At 43.2% G+C, this 20,983-nt stretch carries 24 protein-coding genes; 12 read left to right on the forward strand and 12 right to left on the reverse strand.

Annotated elements, in window-relative coordinates; translation table 11 throughout:
* Positions 1-9: 9 nt before the first annotated feature.
* From MNR06_RS03570 to MNR06_RS03580, 3 genes are read right to left on the reverse strand one after another with little or no spacing between them, the layout of a single operon-like run.
* Complete coding sequence (locus tag MNR06_RS03570; RefSeq protein WP_243538650.1) at positions 10-1,101, reverse strand: segregation and condensation protein A; 1,092 nt, start codon at positions 1,099-1,101, stop codon at positions 10-12.
* A gap of 16 nt (positions 1,102-1,117) precedes the next feature.
* Positions 1,118-2,149, reverse strand: a complete 1,032-nt coding sequence (trpS, locus tag MNR06_RS03575; RefSeq protein ID WP_243538651.1) for a tryptophan--tRNA ligase — start codon at positions 2,147-2,149, stop codon at positions 1,118-1,120.
* On the reverse strand, positions 2,146-2,808 hold the full coding sequence (locus MNR06_RS03580; RefSeq protein WP_243538652.1) for a site-2 protease family protein: 663 nt from the start codon (positions 2,806-2,808) through the stop codon (positions 2,146-2,148). The genes trpS and MNR06_RS03580 overlap by 4 nt, the downstream gene beginning before the upstream one ends.
* A gap of 191 nt (positions 2,809-2,999) precedes the next feature.
* Here MNR06_RS03580 and MNR06_RS03585 point away from each other — a divergent pair, with 191 nt between their 5' ends.
* A complete protein-coding gene (locus MNR06_RS03585) occupies positions 3,000-4,166 on the forward strand; it encodes an acyl-CoA dehydrogenase (protein ID WP_243538653.1) in 1,167 nt (388 codons plus the stop codon).
* 94 nt (positions 4,167-4,260) lie between these two features.
* Here the strand turns inward: MNR06_RS03585 and MNR06_RS03590 are convergent, their stop codons facing one another.
* Positions 4,261-4,536 carry a hypothetical protein gene (locus MNR06_RS03590; RefSeq protein ID WP_243538654.1) on the reverse strand — a complete coding sequence of 92 codons (276 nt, stop codon included), beginning with the start codon at positions 4,534-4,536 and terminating at the stop codon, positions 4,261-4,263.
* A gap of 366 nt (positions 4,537-4,902) precedes the next feature.
* On the opposite strand from MNR06_RS03590, the gene MNR06_RS03595 reads away from it, so the two are divergent.
* Together MNR06_RS03595 and MNR06_RS03600 are read left to right on the forward strand one after the other, a co-directional pair.
* Positions 4,903-6,075 (forward strand): hypothetical protein, encoded by a 1,173-nt coding sequence (locus MNR06_RS03595; RefSeq protein WP_243538655.1) that lies wholly within the window; start codon positions 4,903-4,905, stop codon positions 6,073-6,075.
* 95 nt (positions 6,076-6,170) lie between these two features.
* Positions 6,171-7,637 carry a peptide ABC transporter substrate-binding protein gene (locus MNR06_RS03600; RefSeq protein ID WP_243538656.1) on the forward strand — a complete coding sequence of 489 codons (1,467 nt, stop codon included), beginning with the start codon at positions 6,171-6,173 and terminating at the stop codon, positions 7,635-7,637.
* A 52-nt stretch (positions 7,638-7,689) separates the two neighbouring features.
* Here the strand turns inward: MNR06_RS03600 and MNR06_RS03605 are convergent, their stop codons facing one another.
* Entirely contained in the window at positions 7,690-8,070 is a 381-nt protein-coding gene (locus tag MNR06_RS03605; protein WP_243538657.1) for a hypothetical protein, read from the reverse strand.
* Between the two features lie 168 nt (positions 8,071-8,238).
* On the opposite strand from MNR06_RS03605, the gene MNR06_RS03610 reads away from it, so the two are divergent.
* The 5 genes from MNR06_RS03610 to MNR06_RS03630 all read left to right on the forward strand — a co-directional run bounded on the left by MNR06_RS03610 (position 8,239) and on the right by MNR06_RS03630 (position 12,122).
* The gene (locus MNR06_RS03610) at positions 8,239-9,441 is read left to right on the forward strand and encodes an EAL domain-containing protein (protein ID WP_243538658.1); all 1,203 of its coding nucleotides are present in this window, start codon (positions 8,239-8,241) and stop codon (positions 9,439-9,441) included.
* Positions 9,442-9,826: 385 nt separating this feature from the next.
* Complete coding sequence (locus MNR06_RS03615; protein ID WP_243538659.1) at positions 9,827-10,045, forward strand: hypothetical protein; 219 nt, start codon at positions 9,827-9,829, stop codon at positions 10,043-10,045.
* Between the two features lie 219 nt (positions 10,046-10,264).
* On the forward strand, positions 10,265-11,008 hold the full coding sequence (locus MNR06_RS03620; protein ID WP_243538660.1) for an SDR family NAD(P)-dependent oxidoreductase: 744 nt from the start codon (positions 10,265-10,267) through the stop codon (positions 11,006-11,008).
* Complete coding sequence (locus MNR06_RS03625; RefSeq protein WP_243538661.1) at positions 11,005-11,394, forward strand: 6-carboxytetrahydropterin synthase; 390 nt, start codon at positions 11,005-11,007, stop codon at positions 11,392-11,394. Before MNR06_RS03620 ends, MNR06_RS03625 begins: the two co-directional genes overlap by 4 nt.
* A complete protein-coding gene (locus MNR06_RS03630) occupies positions 11,391-12,122 on the forward strand; it encodes a pseudouridine synthase (protein WP_243538662.1) in 732 nt (243 codons plus the stop codon). Before MNR06_RS03625 ends, MNR06_RS03630 begins: the two co-directional genes overlap by 4 nt.
* A gap of 45 nt (positions 12,123-12,167) precedes the next feature.
* Here MNR06_RS03630 and MNR06_RS03635 read toward each other — a convergent pair whose 3' ends face one another.
* Positions 12,168-12,953, reverse strand: coding sequence for a DUF455 family protein (locus MNR06_RS03635; RefSeq protein WP_243538663.1), 786 nt, complete (start codon positions 12,951-12,953; stop codon positions 12,168-12,170).
* Between the two features lie 85 nt (positions 12,954-13,038).
* Here MNR06_RS03635 and MNR06_RS03640 point away from each other — a divergent pair, with 85 nt between their 5' ends.
* Both MNR06_RS03640 and MNR06_RS03645 read left to right on the forward strand, forming a co-directional pair.
* Positions 13,039-13,740 carry a YebC/PmpR family DNA-binding transcriptional regulator gene (locus MNR06_RS03640; RefSeq protein ID WP_243538664.1) on the forward strand — a complete coding sequence of 234 codons (702 nt, stop codon included), beginning with the start codon at positions 13,039-13,041 and terminating at the stop codon, positions 13,738-13,740.
* A 154-nt stretch (positions 13,741-13,894) separates the two neighbouring features.
* Positions 13,895-14,227 carry a hypothetical protein gene (locus MNR06_RS03645; RefSeq protein ID WP_243538665.1) on the forward strand — a complete coding sequence of 111 codons (333 nt, stop codon included), beginning with the start codon at positions 13,895-13,897 and terminating at the stop codon, positions 14,225-14,227.
* A 65-nt stretch (positions 14,228-14,292) separates the two neighbouring features.
* On the opposite strand, the gene MNR06_RS03650 is transcribed toward MNR06_RS03645, so the two are convergent.
* The 5 genes from MNR06_RS03650 to MNR06_RS03670 all read right to left on the reverse strand — a co-directional run bounded on the left by MNR06_RS03650 (position 14,293) and on the right by MNR06_RS03670 (position 17,876).
* Complete coding sequence (locus MNR06_RS03650) at positions 14,293-15,168, reverse strand: trypsin-like serine peptidase (protein ID WP_243538666.1); 876 nt, start codon at positions 15,166-15,168, stop codon at positions 14,293-14,295.
* A 72-nt stretch (positions 15,169-15,240) separates the two neighbouring features.
* Positions 15,241-15,678, reverse strand: a complete 438-nt coding sequence (locus tag MNR06_RS03655; protein WP_243538667.1) for a SufE family protein — start codon at positions 15,676-15,678, stop codon at positions 15,241-15,243.
* Between the two features lie 4 nt (positions 15,679-15,682).
* Positions 15,683-16,498, reverse strand: coding sequence for a hypothetical protein (locus MNR06_RS03660; protein ID WP_243538668.1), 816 nt, complete (start codon positions 16,496-16,498; stop codon positions 15,683-15,685).
* Position 16,499: 1 nt separating this feature from the next.
* Positions 16,500-17,324 (reverse strand): phosphatase domain-containing protein, encoded by an 825-nt coding sequence (locus tag MNR06_RS03665; protein WP_243538669.1) that lies wholly within the window; start codon positions 17,322-17,324, stop codon positions 16,500-16,502.
* Positions 17,325-17,405: 81 nt separating this feature from the next.
* On the reverse strand, positions 17,406-17,876 hold the full coding sequence (locus MNR06_RS03670; protein ID WP_243538670.1) for a hypothetical protein: 471 nt from the start codon (positions 17,874-17,876) through the stop codon (positions 17,406-17,408).
* Between the two features lie 243 nt (positions 17,877-18,119).
* Here MNR06_RS03670 and MNR06_RS03675 point away from each other — a divergent pair, with 243 nt between their 5' ends.
* The gene (locus MNR06_RS03675) at positions 18,120-18,392 is read left to right on the forward strand and encodes a hypothetical protein (protein ID WP_243538671.1); all 273 of its coding nucleotides are present in this window, start codon (positions 18,120-18,122) and stop codon (positions 18,390-18,392) included.
* An 88-nt stretch (positions 18,393-18,480) separates the two neighbouring features.
* Positions 18,481-18,675, forward strand: coding sequence for a hypothetical protein (locus MNR06_RS03680; RefSeq protein ID WP_243538672.1), 195 nt, complete (start codon positions 18,481-18,483; stop codon positions 18,673-18,675).
* Here the strand turns inward: MNR06_RS03680 and MNR06_RS03685 are convergent.
* Positions 18,668-20,980: a [protein-PII] uridylyltransferase family protein gene (locus MNR06_RS03685; protein ID WP_243538674.1), complete on the reverse strand. Its 2,313-nt coding sequence runs from the start codon at positions 20,978-20,980 to the stop codon at positions 18,668-18,670. The genes MNR06_RS03680 and MNR06_RS03685 overlap by 8 nt on opposite strands.
* Positions 20,981-20,983 lie beyond the last annotated feature (3 nt).

A 20,983-nucleotide genomic window follows, 5' to 3' on the forward strand; every position in this document is an offset into this window, starting at 1 on the left:
CGTTCCCTCTTAAACTTCAGCATCCGGCATGTCATTAGTAGCCACCTGATCCACTCTAGCTTCACTGGAGAATTCTAATTCAACTCCAACTTCGCTAGCGACTTCTACAGGCGCAACTTCTTCATTAAACAATTCATTTTCAGCGGCAAGAATTTCGTCATCAGACGCAATGTCGTCTGCTGCGTTTTCTAAAAAATCAATTCCATCAGGAAGACCTGCACCCAGTTCCAATTGCAATTGTGCTGGTTGCGCTTGCTCTTCTTCTGTATCCGCCAACAAATCTTCGTCTTCAGCGATCTTTTTGGAATCTTCCATCATCTTCGCTGCGACTTCATCAGCTCTCATAGAATCGTACTCTTCAACACGGCTAAGAACGTCGGTCTCAATCGGTTTTTTAGTATCAACCCAGATGTCAGAATAAGCTTCTGATTGGTAAAGGCCAACAAAGCCCATTTTACCAAGTTCAAGCAAAGATAAGAATGTGATCAAAGTTTGGCGAGCACGGTCTTCTGTTGCTGTTACTAGCTCAATCAAAGTGATTTTTTGACCCACTAACAAACGATCCTTCATTTCAAGGATGCGGCTAGAGATCGACTGAGCTTTCGCAGCCACTTGGTGAATTTTCTTTTTCACCGAACGAAGAACGCGGCGGTAGCTAGAAATTAAAGAAAACAAAGCATTGTCTTCTAGGATAATTTCTTCTTCTTTTTCAGTTAATGATTCACGGGTCCCGCGCAACCATACGTCACGACCAACCAACGGACGATCATAAAGAAGTTTTGCGGCTTCCTGGAACTTTTGATACTCAAGAAGTTTTTGAACAAGTTCTTTACGTGGATCTTCCGCTTCAACAACCTCACCGTTTTCATCGTACTGAGGAAGCAGCATGCGGGATTTAATTTGAATCAAAGTTGAAGCCATAGCGACAAACTCGCCGGCCACTTCCAGATCCAATTCTTTCATCAACTTGATGTAATCAAGGTACTGCTTGGTGATCTCATGAACTTTTATGTCCATGATATCCATTTCTTCTTTACGGATTAGATAAAGAAGAAGCCCCAGCGGTCCTTCGAATTTAGGCAACTGAACTGTAATACTCATGAATGATGGATCCCCTCTACCACTTCATATTGGAACGTACTATTTGCAGAGTCTTCTGTGCTTCGGCCCTCGCCTTTTCGCATCCAGCGTCGATAATTGAATCAAGCAGACCTGGATTATTCAACAATTCTTTTTTCTTTTCTCGAGGTCCTTTGGATACTTTTTCAATATTCTCGGCCAAGCGGGCTTTGCAGTCCCCGCAACCGATTCCGGCTGTACGACAGCCGTGTTCAACCCACGGGATGTCTTCAGCAGAAGAATAAAGTTTGTGGTATCCATAGACAGAACATTTTGTTGGCTCCCCTGGATCTTCACGACGCACGCGCGCTGGATCGGTCACCATCATGTTCACTTTTTTGCGCAAATCTTTTTCTGTATCTTCAGTTAAATACAAAGAGTTGCCATAGGATTTAGACATCTTACGACCATCCAAACCTGGCACTAGAGGAATTTCAGTTAAAAGCGGCTCCATCTCTGGAAGTTTCGCTTTATATAAATGATTAAAGCGACGAATGATCTCACGCGAGATTTCTAAGTGTGAAATCTGATCGGCACCCACGGGAACTTTTTGCGCGCGATACATCGCAATATCTGCAGCCTGCAGAACCGGATACATAAAACGGCCCAAATTGTGGGTGTCATTGGCTTTCATCTCTTCAATCGCATCTTTCCATGTATTCACACGCTCTAACCAGCCCATTGGGACCATGTTTGCGAAAATCATGAAAAGCTCCACATGCTCTGGCACGCGGCTTTGAATGAAGATAGTGGATTTATTTGGATCGACTCCCCATGCGATGAATTCCGCGATCATCTCGCGAGTCCATGGCGCAATTTCTTTGGGCGCTTTGTAGGCCGTGGTCATCCCGTGCCAATCCATCGCACCAAAAAAGCAGTCGTAGTCATCTTGAAGTTTCACCCAATTTTGTAAAGCACCCCAGTAGTGGCCGATATGAAGGCGGCCAGTGACACGCATCCCAGACATAACGCGTTGGCGTCTTGCCGGTGGAGAAGCTACTTTGGTTTCTACATTGGGTTCAGAACTCATATCCCGAAGCCTCCTAAAGCTAAGGTCACAAGATGGTTGTAACTCCAGATCACCGGCACAGAGAGAATTTTTAGGGTTCCAGTTAATACTAGAGCCATCAATACCATGCTGGTGATGTGTTCGTTTTGTTCTAATTTATAATTCAATTGCGCCGGCAAAAAGCGCGCAAGAACTTTACCGCCATCCAGTGGATGAAGAGGTAAAATATTGAAAAACGCCAAAAATAAATTCGTTACGATAAATGTTTTTAGAATTTCAATAACACCTGAAGCGTAACTTGCAGCTAAGAAGTACTTAGCAACAACGGCGATGACGATGGCTCCGACAAATGCCAATAAAACATTTGAAAGAGGTCCCGCAATCGCAATCCAGAACATATCAATTCTTGGATTTTTCAAGTTTCTTGAGTTCACTGGAACTGGTTTTGCCCAACCAAAGAAGATGGGGCTTGCAAACAAGATAGAAACAATCGGAAGAACAAGTGTTCCAATCATATCCATGTGGGCCACAGGGTTCATCGTTAAACGACCCATCATTTCTGCGGTGTTGTCCCCACGTTTTTTTGCCATCCAACCATGAGCGAACTCGTGGAAGCACAGTGCAAAAAGAAACGGAATAAAGTAAATACCAATCTTGGCGCCAATTTCGACCATATCCATATCACCTCACGCTAAAGCACACCTGGACCCTTGTCTAGTGTGTCCAATCAGTTGCTTATATAAAGTGCATCCATCGTAACACATCTTGTTAAGAGAAAAGCTCTCGTCCTTTCAACCCCTTGAATAATTTCTTTGAAGCGGATACTTTCCTGAGCGCACTTGAACTTATATGACTCTACGAAGGGGAAGACATGTCCAACGTAACTCATGCACGTCCTGCATTGACAACTTTATCTGAAGACGAAGCAGCATTTAGAGAAGCTGTTCGCTCATTTGCTGAAACTGAAATCAAACCTCATGTGACACACATGGACGAAAAGGCAGCGATGAATCCTGAAATCATCCAAAAGCTTTTCCAAATGGGTTTGATGGGTATTGAAACTCCGGAAAAATTCGGCGGAGCAGGCTCGACTTTCACAATGGCGTGCTTAGCGGTTGAAGAAATCGGTCGCGTTGATGGATCTGTTTCTGTTCTAGTCGACGTTCAAAACACTTTGACGACAAACGCCTTCCTTAAATGGGGTACTGAAGCTCAACAAGAAAAATACTTAAGCAAAATGGCTTCTGAATGGGTTGGCGCTTACGCACTTTCTGAATCTTCATCTGGTTCTGATGCTTTTGCTTTGAAATTGAAAGCTGAAGACAAAGGTGACAAATGGGTTCTTAACGGAAACAAACTTTGGATCACCAACGGTAATGAAGCAAACGTGTTCATCGTGTTTGCAAACATCGATTCTTCTAAAGGTTACAAAGGCATCACTGCTTTCGTAGTTGAAAGAGGTTTCAAAGGTTTCACAGTTGGTAAAAAAGAAGACAAATTAGGTATCCGCGCTTCTTCAACTTGCGAATTATTATTCGAAAACTGCGAAGTTCCTAAAGAGAACGTTCTTGGTGAAGTTGGTAAAGGTTATAAAATCGCGATCGAAACATTGAACGAAGGTCGTATCGGTATCGGCGCACAAATGATCGGTATCGCTCAAGGCGCTTACGAAGCAGCTCTTGGTTACGTTAAAGGCCGTGAGCAATTTGGTAAACCCATCGCCCACTTTCAAGGCGTTCAATTCCAGTTGGCTGAAATGCGTACTGAATTAGAAGCAGCTCGTTTGATGGTATACAATGCCGCTCGTTTAAAAGACGCTGGCCAAGATTTCATCGAAGAAGCTGCGATGGCGAAACTTTACGCTTCTCGCGCGGCTGAGAAAATCACTTCTAAAGCGATCGATCTTTTCGGTGGTAACGGATTCACTAAAGAATACCCTGTAGAGAAATTCTGGCGCGATGCTAAGATCGGTCAGATCTACGAAGGTACTACCAACATGCAATTGCAAACGATTGCTAAGATGGAGTTGGATAAGTAGTCGGCGGACGCCGGAGCGCAGCGGCCTTCGGGCCGCGTAGCTAAAGCAACTTCGAAGGCGAAGATCATACGGTCTTCGCCCTTTTTATTTTCTACTAATTATCATCTGGGTAGGTACTGCACTTTTCATCCACTTGGGCTTGAAGATCATCAATGGATTTTTGTAGGTCCGCCATGATTTCGCGCATTTGGGCTTTCATCGCATCGGGAGTATAATCGTACTGCACTTTCATCATGCGTAATGAGTCTTTGAGCTTTCCGATTTGCAGTTCAGCTTCAATGCAATTGATTGTTTCTTCTTCTGCGAATGCAGGCGCTGACAAAGTTCCAAAAGCCGCCACTGCTAACATTAAAATGATTTTTTTCATCATGTATCCTTGGGTTTGTGTTTAAGAGCGACGCAAGTTATTCGCCCTTGCAGTAAACAACAATCACTTTCTTGTTTATGATTGAATAGCAATGAAAAGGTTAGAAAACGCCTGGAAAAATTATGTTCCAACATTGACGAGATCTGCAAAGCCATCGAGGTGTTTGGCTTTGAATCCGAAAGGAAGAAAAATTCAGGAGTATATCATTCAGATCTATGAGACGAACTGATACTCGTCCGTCTTTTTCTTATTTCTCTCAGTGTCTAGAATCCTGACACCTTAGAATATTTTTTACATTTGCCTTCTTGTAATCTGATTTTTGGTAAATATAGAGTAATTTACCTCCACTTTAAATCCGTGGAGAATTTCATGAAGTTTCTTGTCTATTTCGCTCTGATTTTTACTCTTTCGTTGAACGCCCAGGCTTGGAAGTGGCCGAAGCTTGGCGGTGGTAAAAAAAGCGAACCCGTGCGTATTAAGACAGTTTTTTATAAGACTGAAAATAATTGCTCACTTGAATTACCGGAAACATATAAAAACGAAACTGAAAACATCCTAAAAAACTCTTGGCTTTGGGATGGAGCCTGCCCGAATGGTAGAGCTGAGGGCTTTGGATGGCTGAGATATCGAAATGCAGACGGCATCCCGTTGCCACAATTGTTTCTTCAAATGAGCAATGGATTATTCATGAAAAATCCAACAATCATTTATTTATCCGCCGGTCTATTTAATACTTCTACCGCTAAAGAGTTTTACGATCCTCTCTTTACAGACTGCTTCAAAACTAAAAACTCTTCCTGTGATGTCTTCTTTTCAGAATTAAACAAACGCAGTTCTCCGAATGAAATTACAACAGCCGAAGGCTGCAGATTAACTTACCCTCAAAGGTTCAAACAAATAGTCAAGCCTTCTTGGCAAGGGGCCTGTATAAACGGAAATGCCGATGGTATTGGTATTCTTGAGTATGAGGAAACTCATTCCGGTACCGTAAAGGTAAACTTACAAGAGGTACTTAGTTTTTCGAACGGAGTATCAAATAATCCCTTCGTCATCGGGAAGCGAGCAGACCTCTTAGAGTACCTTCTCTTTCACCGTTATTCTGAATTCCAAACTTACTATCCACCCACACAAGAAGAGTGTTCTAAAATGCCACAATGCAATCGTATTCTGACGGCAGCAAAGAGTCTTCTGCGTGGAGGCAGTCATCAAGACCCGAGAAAGACTCCTCCGCAAGAAAATGGCTCTTCCAATTCTGGTACATCCGGTCTGCGCGGTACAGGCAAATACAAGGCGCCAACAGTGGCGTGTAATGATGCGGCTCTTTCAGCAGAGTTTGATCGATGGTCAGCCCTAGAGATTAAACCGATTCCAGATGCTGTTTGTTACAACGCGAAGCTGGCCGCCAAAATGTATGAGTACGTGTTCAACCTTTATTCAAACAGCTGTCCTAATTCTATTGAAGAGCAAAAAAGGCAGGCATGGGAAGGGCTTCAAAGCGCCAAAGAAACTATTGCTGGAAGCTGTGTAGACTCGACATACTAAAACAAGCCAAGAATTATGTTCCAGGGGCAATCACTTAGGTTGCCTCATGGAAAAGACGCTTCTTTTTTAAATTCATTACAGCTAAGATCTTAGCTATGAAATACATCTTTGCAATTTTAGTTCTTTTAGCGTGCTCGACAGGTACTGCTGCAGAAAAAGTATTTAGACTGCATCTGGCGAACGAGCCTGGCGGGCTTGATCCCAACAAACAACGCACATCTTCTTCCAGCTATTTGCTGACCAACCTTTATCGCAATATTTTTTCATTTGATGATTCTAAGGGTTTAACTCCTGATCTTGGTGAAGGTTGTAAACGCGATAAGAAAAATGCAACACTGACTTGCACACTTAAAAAAGATCTTACCTGGAGTGATGGCTCGCCCATTACCTCTGCAGATTTCCTTCAAACTTATAAAAAGATTCTGAATCCTAAAACGGCCGCCCCCCGTGCGGATTTACTTTTTAGCATTAAGAATGCCGAAGAAGTTTACGCCGGCAAAAAGCCAGTGGATTCTTTAGGTGTGAGCGCTCCTGATAAAACAACTTTGAAATTTGAGCTGAGCAAGGTTGATCCAGACTTCGAACACAATTTGGCGAATTATATTTTAGCGCCGACAAAAGAAAAGCTTGATGCGTATACTGGTCCTTACAAATTAAAAGAATGGAAACGCGGGCAGAAAATTGTTTTAGAATCGAATCGGACTTATAAGATGGGTCATCCGGATCGCCCTCTGGTAGAAGTTCTTTTCATCGAGGAAGACACCGTAGCTTTGCAGCTTTATGAAAAAAACGAACTGCAATTTTTAAGGCGTCTTCCGACATTATTTATTCCAAGTTACAAAAAACGTTCTGACTTTTATTGGGTTCCGGTTTCACGTTTAGATTATATTGGTTTTGGCCCTGAATTAGCCAATCAAGAGGATGTCAGAAAAGCCTTCACTTACTCTCTAAACTACGTGGAACTGCAAAAGATCTTTTCTTCTGAGGGAAGACCTGGTTGCATCGGACTTCCCGACTCTTGGTTTCCGGAAAAAGCGCCGTGCTTTGATTATGATTTAAAGAAAGTACCGAAAGTTAAAAGCGATAAGACTTATAATATGATGTTTTCAGCTTTGGGCGGAGAAGATCATAAAAGAGCTACTGAATGGCTGCAAAACCAGTGGAGCAAGAATGCGGGACTTAAAACGCATTTAGAGGTTAAAGAGAACAAAGTTTTCTTGCAGATTTTAGGTCAAAATCCTCCGGCATTATTTAGAAAAGGTGTCGCGGCAGACCGCCCGACTTGCCTTGCAGCTTTAGAAACCTTTGGACCTTTAAGCCCAGAAAATTATCTCAGAATTAAATCGCCAGAGTACGATAAGCTTTTGGCTAACCTTGGCAAAGCGAAGACTCAAGCTGAACAGAAAAATGCGTGTCTTGCCGGTACAGAATACCTAATGAAGAATCATCTGATGATCCCATTAGGCGCGATTCAATTTTCAATCTTAGTAAAACCTGAATTCACCGGATGGAAACTCAATCAGCTGAACCAACTGGATCTAGCCAACCTAAAAGCAAAATAAAAAAAAAGGCGCTGGTAAGGCGCCTTTTTTTGTTTCATATTTTTTAAACCAATTAGCGGATGTAGATAACTACGCGAGCTGGACGACCGTTACCCTGCAAGTTCTGCATTTGAATTCGTAAAGAGCGAAGTTTTGAAATTGGGAAACTCGCACCACCACGACGTGGGGACACATAATCACCTTGCACATTCCACAATGGAAGTTGGTGCAACGACTCTGTCATAACGATCGCTTGTGAAACTCTCACGACTCCCACATCAACTTGGATCATCACTTCCGAATACTCGTTTCCATCATTAAGATGGTAATCTCTAAAGAAAGGAGCATTGGGCCAAATCGTCTCGTTTGCCATTGGCTTCCAACCGCTATTTGAGCGAGCTTGCGCAGTTAGACCAGAAAGAATTATCATCACAGTAGCTAAAAATAGTTTCATAAAAATCTCCCGAGGCGGTTAAGTATCAAGACTCCAGAGCCTTGTCCAGAGGATGACCTTTAAAACCTCTGTAATGGGAGTCGACCGAGATATAATTACCGGAAATTTTTAGAAAATTTCGGGGACCTGGACTTGTCGCTGCACCTTCTAAAGCCTAGAATTAGATCCATGAATTCACCAGCTCAGTCCGTCGACATACATAAAGATCAGATTATTTTTAGTGAAGGTGATGCAGGAGATTGTGCCTACATCATCGAAAAAGGCCGGGTGCTGGTTTACATCAGCAAAGACAAAGAGGAAATCCCTTTAACCATTCTAGGTGAAGGTGAAATCTTCGGTGAGATGTCCTTGATCGACAATCAGAATAGATCGGCTTCCGTTCGTGCTCTTGAAGATGTGCGTTTAGCGATCGTTACTAAGCAACAAGTCCTAGAGCGCGTATCCACTGCCGATAAAGTCGTGCAGCTTTTAATGCGTGTTCTTTTAAAACGTTTACGCCGTAAAAATTTGAATACTCCTGCTGGCACTAAAATGTCTGAAGTAGAGTTTGAAAATTCAGGTGCTGGTGATGACGGGACTCAAGGCGCTTTAGATCAAATCAAACTTGAAAATCAAATCTTTCAGGCTTTTCAAAATAAGGAATTTGAACTTTTTTATCAGCCGATCGTGAATCTAAAAACCAAGCAAGTTATGGGTTGCGAGGCGCTTCTTCGTTGGAACTCTCCGGTTCATGGATTGATTTCTCCGAATTTGTTTATCGATGTGATTGAAAATTCTTCGATGGTCATTCCCATCGGTCATTGGATTATCAATCAAGCTTTGAAAGATTTAAAAACGATTCAAGATCAACTGCGTGACGCTAAAAAGACCAAGCTTGCAGATGATTTTATGATGAGTATCAATATCTCTGGTCGTCAGTTCACGCATTCTGATTTCGTGAATAACTTAGAAGACCTTCGTGAAAAACATGATCTGCAAACGAAAAATATTAAATTAGAGATGACTGAACGAGTGATGATGGATGGCGCGATTGCTCTTGAATCACTGAATCAGTGCCGCAACCAAGGTTACGCGATTTCTATTGATGATTTCGGTACAGGATTTTCAAGCTTGCAGTATTTGACTCAGATGCCAATCAGCTTCTTGAAAATTGACCGCTCTTTTGTGATGAAAGTGCTTTCTGATCCAAAATCAAAAGCCGTTGTAAGTTCTATCATCCACTTAGCGCACGCTATGGATTTAGAAATTATCGCAGAGGGTATTGAGAACAATGAAGAGTCCTTGGTTCTAGAAACTCTTGGCGCTCGTTATGGACAAGGTTACCTGTTCTCGAAACCTGTTGATCTTGGTCGCTTTCTAAAACTGATCTAATTAAAAAAGAAATATAGAAAAAGGCTGCATCTCGCAGCCTTTTTTATTTTGAACGTGCAATATTCACCACCGAATCGGTGGTAGAGACCCATTTGACGCAGTGAAACCGCAAAAAGAACCAGGCACCTTTCGAAAAACCCCTTCCAGAAAACGCGCACTTAACGCGGCAAAACCTTAAAAAGCAATAAATGCTACGATGGCATTTTTTCGCGTTTACCCGAAGGGCAAGGGCAGGAGCTCGCAGCAAGCAGGCACCTTTTGGCTTTCTCGTTTTGAGACGGGGAATTGCGAGAAATAGTCGGAGTGTTAAGTTCCTTTGTGGGACGCCGATAAGACCTATGTCTTAAGACTTTTTTACGGCTTAAGAAACAACATGGGGGTCACAATGGCTGACAAGAAATTCGAAAAACAAATCCCAAACAACGTAGTGTCGCTTGAATCTTCTCGCTGCACGGGCGAGGGCTGCAAAAAGAAAGCTGAAAAAGCAGGTTTCTGCGCAGAACACTTTGATTGGTTTAAAGCGGGTCTTATCACGAAGGATGGAATGAAAGCTCCGGACTTCGATAAGAAGCATTATCACTACACTGCGAAAAAAGCGTCTTAATCGCTTTGTTTCGTGGAAACAAAAAAGCCGGGTGCTCCCCGGCTTTTTTTATTTCTAAAATCTAAGGTGTTTAGAACTAAAAAGATCCCCAAAAGGCGACAAATAGCACAACGCCAATTACAAAATATTTTATCGCCACATTCATCGCTTCGCGCATCGACATGCCTTCCTATCGGTCCTTATTTTTGCTAGCATAAGTCCAGTCTGGAGAACGTTGTTATGAAAAAAGCCGCCCTCATTACCGGAGCTAGCAGCGGAATCGGTGCTGCCACTGCCATTGAATTCGCAAAAAACGGATATTTCGTTTATTTGATGGGAAGAGATAAAGAAAGACTTCAAGAAGTCGCTCTTCGCTGCCGCAGTGGCGCGACCTTACTTTCATGCGATATCACGGACGTGGCTGCTGTTCAAAAGCGTCTTGATGAAATGCTTTCTTCTAAAATTCACAAAATCGAAGTGTTAGTGAATAACGCCGGCATTTATGAAACCCACACCACGGAAACTGGGACTGATGAAATTTGGAAACGCCAGTTTGAGGTGAATCTTTTTGCCCCGATCCGCATCGTGCGCACACTCTTCCCCTATTTTAAAGAGCACGGCGGCGGAAGCATCGTGAATATTTCTTCAACATTGGGACTTAGACCTAATGGCCCAACGGCAGCGTATTCAGCTAGTAAGGCCGCCATGGTGAATTGGACTCATAGTTTAGCTGTCGAAGGTGGCCCAGCGAACATTCGCGCCAACTGCCTATGCCCAGGTATTGTCGACACTCCTATTCATAGTTTTCATTCATTAGAGACAACACAGAAAACAGCGGCTTTAGAAAAAATGAAGTCCCTTCAACCTTTGGGAAGAATCGGAACCCCTGAAGATGTGGCTAGGGCCGCTTATTTCTTCGGCTCTGAGCTTTCAAGTTGGACCACGGGCGCCATTGTCCCAGTGGATGGCGGTATCAACCTATGATCCTGACTCTTTCAACCATCTTTAGCAGTGCGCATTTTTATGCTCAAAAAGAGTGGTCGGAAGAACAGAACCTAAAAAACTTTGGTCGCTGTTATACGCAATACGGCCATGGCCATAACTATAAGCTAGAGGTGGGCTTTAAAATCAGTGGGGTTTTAGAGCTAGAAAAAAGAAACTTTTATCAGGAAACCCTTAAAGTTTTGACCAGCCCTTTGGATCATGAGCATTTAAATTTCGTGATTCCAGAATTTAAAGACAAAGTCCCGACCACGGAAAACATCAGTCTTTATTTGCTAGAGAAATTAAAGTTATCCATCGATGAAAAACAGATTTCCTATCTGCGCCTGTATGAAATGGATAATTTATGGACGGAGATCCGCCTATGAGCGAAGAAAAAGTAAGATTATCAAAGTTAATGGCGGAAAGAGGCATTTGTTCTCGTCGTGAGGCCGATGCTTATATCGAAAAAGGTTTGGTTCTTGTTGATGGCATCAAAGTCGATCAACTTGGTACCAAGGTTGATCCAAAGGTAAAAATCACTTTAGAAGCCCAGGCGCTGAAACAACAAAAGCGTTTAGCAACGATCATTCTAAACAAACCCGTAGGATGGGTTTCAGCACAACCAGAACCACCCTACCAACCAGCGATCAAACTTATCACTCCAGAAAATCAGTTCGGCGAATCTAAAGTTCGTCTGAATCAAGATCACTTCCAAGGTTTGGCCGTAGCAGGTCGTCTGGATATCGACTCCCAAGGTCTACTACTTTTCACTCAAGACGGTCGTATCGCTAAAAAGATCATTGGCGAAGAAACCAAGGTTGAAAAAGAATATATCGTGCGCGTGGAAGGAAAACTTCCTCCCGAAAAGTTGAAACTTCTAAATCACGGACTTTCTTTGGACGGAAAACCTTTAAAGCCAGCAAAAGTAGAATGGTTAAATGAAGACCAACTGCGCTTTGTTCTTAAAGAGGGAAAAAAACGTCAAATCCGCCGTATGTGCGAGATGGTGGGACTTAAAGTGACTGGCCTTAAACGCGTACGCATTGGAAATTTGCGCCTAGGAAAATTGCCTGAAGGCAAATGGCGCTTCCTCGAAGAAGATGAGTCAGTGTAGTAAGTCAAAAAGTACCAAGCGCAAAGCGGAGGCGCCAGTGCTTTTTCACTTACCGCGTGGCTTTAGGAAATCCTGGCGAAGAGCTTCGTAATACGCGATTTCCTCTTCGCTAAACCCCGCCTTCATTCGCAAGTCACGATTTAACGGCTCTACCCGCTTCGGCAAACGAACTCGCAAAGAATCCATGCGCGCCGGGAAATCATTGGCTGGATCTAATTTTTCTAACTTACAAATCTCTCGATACCAGCGCGAACCAAAATCAACGTGACCGATTTCTTCAAAGTTAATTTGTTTTACAATATTTTGAATTGTGCTTTTACTTGCGGGGCCTTCCAGGCGTTTAATCAAGGTATCCCCAGCATCAAGGCCGCTGCCTTCAAGATAACGATGCACGATCAAAATACGATCTAATAGGGTGTCTTCAACACTCACCGATTTCCATAAAGCCAAGTGTACAGGCCAATCACCCCATTTATAACCCAAAGACTCAATGCCTTCGATGCACATGCTTAAATGTTGAGCTTCTGAAACTGTGACTGCCAATAATTCTTCTTTAAAGCCTTGGGGCGCATCGGGATACTCCACCAGCGTTCTTACCCCTAGCTCCATGGCCTGCAGTTCAATGCTCGCCAAATCATGAAGCATACGAGCTTGGCCTTCGATAGTGGCAAAACCCTTCTTTGGGGGATGGAATTTGGGATGTAAAACTTGAATATCTCTGGCTGGGTCTTCAGGAACCAAGTACGGCGAGGTCAATTTTAAGGCCTCTTCGCAGGTATTTTGGATATTTTTGATCTTTTCCCAGACATCCGGGGTCGAAAAGCTGAACATAGAGGCTTTTTACATCCCGCTCCCTTTGTTGCCAAATAATTCCTGAACTGGTGCAATGAATACCTTCAAAAAGGGAAGGATACTCATGGGAAAATCGTGGAAAACCGCCGGAAAAGTAGAAAAAGCCCAACAAAAAGGGCAAATCTTCACAAAGCTAGCACGTGAAATCGCCGTTGCTGCTAAAGCTGGTGGCCCTGATCCCGCAGCCAATTCCCGTCTTCGTTTGGCGATCGATGCTGCTAAAAAAGTGTCTTGCCCGAATGACACTATCGAACGCGCCATCAAAAAAGGCGCGGGTCTTTTGGATGACGGCAAAGTTATCGAAGAGATTACCTACGAAGGTTACGGCCCCCATGGTGTGGGCGTGATCGTTGAATGCCAAACAGATAACAAACACAGAACAGCTCCAGACATGCGTCACGCTTTCAAATCCCACGAAGGAAATATGGGCGAGGTGGGTTCCGTTGCTTGGATGTTCGAACGCGTAGGACACATCGTTGGCACTAAAGATGGCACTTTTGATCCAGATGAAGAAGCCATCGAAGCTGGAGCAAACGAAGTTGCTTCTGACGACGAAGGTGGTTACGAGTTTTATACAAACTCTGATGACCTAGATGCAGTTCGCGATGCCCTTGTAAAACGCGGCTGGAAAGTCACGACAGCGGAACTTTCTTACAAAGCAAAAAACATCACCGAGCTTAATGGCGATCAGAAAAAAGACGTCGAAGAGTTCCTAAATTATCTAGATGATATGGATGACACTCACAGAGTCCATGCGACGATCTAGTTAGATCAGACTTAATTCATAAATAGTTCATTAAAAAGCCGGAAGAAATCCGGCTTTTTTTATACCTTCGAAGAGCATTCACCAACACTTCCCCTGCTCGCTTTAGATACATGATAAAATACTAATGAAAGACGAACAAAAAAAAGGAGGTCATATGAGATCCACTCTTTTGGTAGCCCTTCTTTTAGCACTAACACCAGTCACATTCGCTGCGCCTGCTGCGGAAACACCTAATGGTGATGCCGAATCTTTTAGAAGAGAAACTTTGCGACGGGACCTTATGGAAGAACAATATGAAAATCGCGAAAGCGATCGTTATATAAGTCGAGATCCAAGTGCTATGCCTTGTCCTTCGCCTCAAACGAAGTTAGATGAAGCGCGCACCATGTCTCAACTTGAACCTCATAGCACAACCTGCCCCGCGGATGGAGCCATCATGAAAAGTGAAGCCCCTGAAGCATTCTCTCCCAACTCAACGGTTGAATGAGGTTAAATAAAAAAGAGGAGTATCTTGTACTCCTCTTTTTTTTATTTTTAAATCTTGAAGTCAGATTATTGGTTCAGAGCCTGAACGATGTAAGAGATGTTCGTTACATCTTCACCGCGGCAAGAATCATTCGTGCACACGTTACTGCGCGTGCACTTGTTAGCGCGATCGTAGGCAAAATCTTGAGCACCGCGAACTAGGATACCAACCACTTCATTTGTTGCAGCATTAAATACCGCTGAACCCGAGTTACCACCGTAGGTGTCTAAGTTTGAAGAAAAGTAGTTTCCATTTTGTGCGCGAACTTCAGCACCATCAGCAACCTTCGTTGGCAATCCCGCTGGGTGACCAACGACGTAAATCTGATCACCTGGTTGCGCTGGAGTTTGCTGTAACTTTAATACGCGATGACCACGAACAGCGCGATCCAAACGAACTAAAGCGTAATCTTGCGATCCTGTGTATTCACGAGCTACGATCTCCTTACACGTAAACACATCGTCCGTCGAAATCATTTGCGGACCTGTTTTCGCATCGGTCATTTTGAAACCAAAGACGAATGAATAAGAGTTGTTGATGCAATCAGAAGCGCTGATACAGTGACCTGCTGTCGCAATAAGGTCTTCACCCACCAACGAACCAGAACAGTTCGCTGCCACCGGTTGGTGGTAATAAGGTTCGTCAGCGCACAAGTTCATTTGAGTGCCGTATTTTTCAGTCAGAATTTCAAAATAGCCGTTATTTTTATTAACTACATCTCTGGATGGAATCAAAGCCACTGTGGAATCCGCGATATCTCGGATATCACTGCGAGTTACTTCGTATACATCGACACGATTGTCGTCACCATAAATGACCTTGGGTGTGACATTCACAAATCCAACTGAAAACGTCGCCAGAACCGCAACACTGATGGTTGCTACAAATGAATTCCTTTTCACTTTTTCCCCTCTGAGAGTTCATCCTGAACTTCTCTTACAAAAATTTTCTGTAATCAACGGGGGAAAGACAAACTATTTTTTAGATTTGACCAGGTAATCGAAAGCCGTTGCATAAAGCTTAATTTGCTTAAGCATCGAGTGCAGGCCATTGGCCCTGCTTGGTGAAAGATTACCTTCAAAACCCAAAGCCTTTAAAAATTCAGGTGGAGTTGAAAGAATCTCTGATGGAGTTGCGCCGGAATAAACATACAAAAGCAAACCCACTAAACCTTTAACAATCAAAGCATCACTATCCCCGTGAAGCAGCACTTGATTGTTTTCATTCAAATTCGCAGCAAGCCAGACCTGCGACTGGCAACCTTTCACAGCGTTTTGTTCGACCTTCAAGGCTTCCGGCATAGCAGGCAAGGCTTTACCCATTTCGATGATTTTCTTATAGCGATCTTCCCAGTCAGTTAACGCTGAAAAATCTTGAATCACTTTGGCTTGTCTATCTTGAATCGTGGACATCGAACTAATCTACTTTCTTCAAAGTCGGTAACAGGGTGAAAATATCTTCTTCTAAGGACTGTCCTTGCTCACCCAGCAATTCATGGAAGTCTTTCTTTTGCATGTTGGCGATGACGGAATAGGCTTTTTTATAAAAGCCTTCTTGGTCATCGTAATAACCATTCCATAATTCTTTGGCTTTCGCTTCCGGCATCACCCAGGATTTCTTTTCAGCAGCAGTTCCTTCGAAACGATTGTGATAATCAAGAAGCGTCATCACTTGGCGCGGGGAAAAATCCAGCATCACTAAAGCTTCCTCTAACAACGCAAGCTCTACGTACCACAGGTAACTTCCCATCTTTTCCCAAAACTTAAGACCAGGTTTACCGTAGGAACTTTTGCAGAAGAATGTGGTGCAGACGACGCCGCGATTTCTCCACACGTTGCAGTTTTGCTTTTCTTTATTGTAGTACGGGCAAAGCCACTCTTCGCGCTGACCGAAGTCACCTTCTTCGCGTGCATTGAAAGCCACTTGGTATTTTACGGGCGCAACCATACCGATCGGAAGCGCGTATTCACGGCGTTCGATTTTATCGCGGAAAATTCTGTGGGCGTCGGTGGAAGACGACTCGTTAAACAATGCACCCACCATGAAATTTGGAAGAAACGGATGAAAAGTACAGCACTTCAAATCTTCACGATAATGAATCTTGCCGCGATGACGAGGCTTCGACATCGCACAAGTATCGCAGGTCGCTTTTTCTTCCTGGGGTGAAAAATCTAAAATTTCCCGCGGCAGTAAATTTTCATAAACGCGCGGTAGCTGGTACTTTAAAATCATCTTACGGCTTCAACTTACAGCGATCAAAAATTCTGCCTTTAACGTCTTTCATGATCGCAAAACGCGAAAGACTGTCATCCCAAGACCACGCAAGGTCGCGGCAGTTTACAAAATAGGGAAACACAACATCGCCGTTCGCCATGAAGGAGCTTGCCCCTGCCGAATAACTAGGTGCCATTAGAATACTTTGAGCAAAGTTATCTATCATCCATTGGACAGAGGAACTGGTCAGTAGACCCGCTTTTTCTAATTCAAATGAAACTTCCAAAGGGGTCACGAAACCCACTTGCTGACCCAAAGGACGGGCTGCTTGGAAATCCATAAAGTTATTTGAATAAACAATGCGAATGAACTGATAAAACTGAATCGGTTTATGGGCAAACTCTAGGGAGATTTTATTATAAAACTCTGCATCTCTTTCACCGTTATCACCCAGCAAAATAACTTTGTCTGGTTTTACTTCGTTAATCAGGCGGCGAAGATGAGTAAGCTTATGGAAGTCAGCACTTAAATCAGTGCGAGGAATGTAGGTTCCGCTTGGGAATTTTCCGTTCAGTAAAAAACGACGGTGGGTATTTCCCATGAGCCAATTTGGAGCATTGGAAAGATAAACGATCTCTAAATCCGGCTGATCATTAACGATCAAATCATAAAGCGCATTCATTCCCGCAAAACGGCTGACGTCGTCGCGAGAAAATCTAATGGCCTCGGTGATATCTTTAACGTGTGCAAGCTTGATGGTGTCGTCTACGTCACTTACTAGAAGCGTTCGTGCCTCTGCAGTAAAACCCAGAAGCAAAATAACTAAAGCAATCCAGTTTTTCATTAAATAGCCTCCCCTTTTTTAGAGAGGCTTTTATAACATAAAAACCCAAGACTTGAGGAAGGGTTTTTCCCTTAAGATAATTTAAACACCCTGCTCATTATATTCGATAATAAAGCTTTCTGGGGTCATGTGCACCAGAGTCTTCCCCGCCTCGTCTTTAAACGTCAGTGAAACGCCATTGGTGTGGAATTGATCAAAAAGAGCCTTCGCTTGCTCCCCTTGCATAACAAACTTCCCCCTGCCTGGCCCGATTAGGGCAAACGCGGTTTTATGAATGAGGATCGCGCAGTGATAGTTATTTTCAGCTTTTTTAGCGCAGATAAAATTCAAAGTCTTTTTATCAATCTCTAGGGCTTTTCCGGGACCCAACATAGAGCTTTGTTCAGGTCGATTCATAAGTCCATAAAGCACCTGGGGCGATCCATCATTAGAACCATCCGGGGAATTCGAAGTTATATTCACAATGAAGTTGATTCCCATAAAGTTACCGCGAGTCACGGCATGGGCATTTAAAGAAAGAAGACCTACAAAAATCAGTGCAAAAAATCTCATCCGACACGTCCCTTTGTTTGATTTTTTTAAAAGCTTAGCACTGACTAAACTTTAATCAACCGCCTTACCCTGGCTGTCATTTTTGGCCCCTAGATAGGGAGCATAAAAGTGACTCACTATGAGACTGTTTTCCTTTGTATTTACAGTTACTTACGCGGTTTTTTAGCGGTGCCAGATGATCATCTCTGGCCCGCCCCTTGCTCCTTTAATTCTACAAAGACTGAAACCGATAAAGGGGAACTTATGAAAACATTTAAAACTTTCGTAACTATCGCGATCCTGGCTTTTAGCTGCACTTCATTTGCGTGGATTTCTAAAGAATCCACAGGCAAAGAGTTTACTTTTAAATACAAACTTTCAGGTCAATCTTTAGAGATTAAAAAAGCTGCTGGTAGCTATGAAGAAGCTTATGAAATGGCAGCGCAACAGTGCTTTAACTTTTATAAAGGTGCCGGCAAAGTGTCTGAAGACCGTGGTCTAGACATTATCGACGTGTGCGCCAACCCTCGCTCATAAGTTTGACTAAGAGCATAAGTCCCTCGTTTCAGTCTACCCTGATTGCTGCGCCTGGCTTATAATGGGGCCATATAAGGAGCGCAGCTTCATGGGAATTCTTAAAGCCATCGGTGATTTTTTAGTTGGAAAAGATCCAGAAATTTTTGACGAAAAGGGAAATGTTTCCCACAAACTTCCAAAGAAAAAATGGGAAGCTTGGCACAACCGCACTAAAACAGATCCACAATACAACTGGAGAAACCACACTGGTATCTCTGGCGCACCAAAGAAAAAATCTAATTAATTTTGTATTTTTCCTTAAGGGCAGCAATCAGCTGTGAAGCTTCCCCTGCTGCCTTTACAAAAAAGACGTCATCCACCTGACGACCCCAAGTGTGAACTCGCGCAGACTTCACACTGATCCCCAGATCACTTAAAGATTTAGCAGCACTCGCAAGCAATCCTGTTTGATCCGGTCCTTTAAAGCTGATCACCCATTCTTTATCATCGGCACTGACTAATTGAATGCTATCGAATTTCACTTCTGGCACGGCTTTGCTTTGCACTTGCGAGTTTTCTAAAACTTTCGCAAGGGCCTGAATATTTTTTGAAGTGGAAACCTGGAACCAGTCGTAAACTCCGACATTGGGAAGAGTATGAATAGAGGCATGGCGTACGCCCAGCCCCAGTGAATACAACTGCCCCACATAATCGCTTAAAAGGCCTTTACGGTCCTTCTTTTCGTGGAAGCGTATCCACACCTCCCCTTTGCGGGTTTGATAAACCCAAGGCTTTAAGGCGTGTTCACTGAGTTCGGCTTTTTTCATATCGCCGACGAGATCCTTCATCGCAAGGCTATCTAATAAAACAGGTCCTAACTCTTCGATGACCTCAGAGGTGATTTTTAATTTTTTACTTTTCCCTAGACTCTGGAAGGCGAAATAGTCTTGGGCTTTTTTGGATTCTAGTGAAAGTACGAGATCTCTTAAAAGTTTAGCCTTCCATTCATTCCACGCTTCTGGATTTGTGGCGCGAATATCAATAGCAGTGAATAAAGCTAAGCGATACAGGCGAGCTTCTTGAACACCGGCATCGCGCAGCTCTTGCCACACCTTGGGATCTTTTGGATTTTTTCTGAAAGCGGCTTGGGAAAGTTCCAGGTGGTTTTTCACCATCCATTTTACTTCCTGAGTAAATGATTTTGAAAAACCGTAGGTTTTAAAATCTCTTTCGACAATAGTCACACCTAGATCACTGTGATGATCTCCACTTTCTAAACCTTTCGCTAGGTCATGATACAGACAGCTCCAGGAAAGGATGCGCCAGTCTTCGGGGGTGAGTTTTGTATGCAGGGACTTTAATGGCCCCAACTCGGAAGGTTTTTTGTAAATGCGTTTTACTTCGCGGCAGGCCTGCATGATATGGGAATCAGCGGTAAAGCGATGGTACTGATCATGCTGAACATAACCTACTAATCTGCGCATTTCTGGAAGTAATTTATCGATAAATCTGCTGCGAAAAATACTGACAAGATGCTCATCGGTATTTTTAACCTGAAGCACGTTTTCTAATACAGCAGCCCTTCGTTTCGCGAAACTTTTTAGTTTCGCATCTGGCATCAAGGCATCTAGATTTTCACGAACTTTCTTTTGCACTAAAACCGTAGAACTCTTATGTAACGCAACTTCCATGTCTTCGAATTTTTTGAATTCTAAATTTTCTAAATTGCGAAGTTCTTGATCTGAAGATTCAGCAACCTCTACGATCCAGTCAGAATAAAAATGCACTCGCGAAAGACCGCGCTGCAAATCGCGCATGAAATCTTTGTGGGTTTTAAATCCCATCCAGCGGCCCAAATCAAATTGAATGGCGTTAGAAAGTATATCGCCGTGGCCTTCTAAATGAAGCCTTTGACGGATATTCAGTAAGTAACTGCGATAGTAGTTTAAGACATTTAAAGCATGACCAGGATGGGTGAACTTTTCTGCGAAGAGTTCATAGATCTGTAAGCCCTGTTCTAAATCTCTTAAACCACCAGGACCGAATTTTAAATTCGGCTCTAGGTAATTTGTGATGGAATCAAATCTTTGCGCGCGTTGTTTGCGCTCATCTTTCACAGCTTTTAATAAAATTCTGCGATAGTGTTTTTTCTTAGCCCATATTTTCTTTTGTTGCTCGTAAAGTTTTTGCGCAGCTTCTGGTGTTGTCGGACGAGCTTTAAGCAACGCTAAGATATCAAAGGCTTCGACATTCTCGGTCCAATCCTCAGGATTATGAGGCATGCGATAACGAAGCTTTAGACCTTGTTCTTGGATATGATCCACGAAGGCCTTTACTTTTTCTTCAGGACCGCAGAATAAAATATCAATATCCGATTTTGGGCACAACTCACCGCGGGCCCAGGAACCTAGAATGATCGGATGACTTTCTTGCCATAGCGGTGAAGCTTTGAAGCGTTCTTCCAGTTTAACTCCAAGTAAACTAGAAAAGTTGCTTGAAGAGAAAGTAAACACCTGACGAACATCTCCATCAGGTGTCATTAATGGCGGCGTTAATGCTTCTTGGGCTTGTTGCCATTGTTCTGAAGTCAAAAACGACCGGTGTGCCATACT

The sequence above is a fragment of the Bdellovibrio reynosensis genome (genome assembly GCF_022814725.1).
Classification (GTDB): Bacteria; Bdellovibrionota; Bdellovibrionia; order Bdellovibrionales; family Bdellovibrionaceae; genus Bdellovibrio; species Bdellovibrio reynosensis.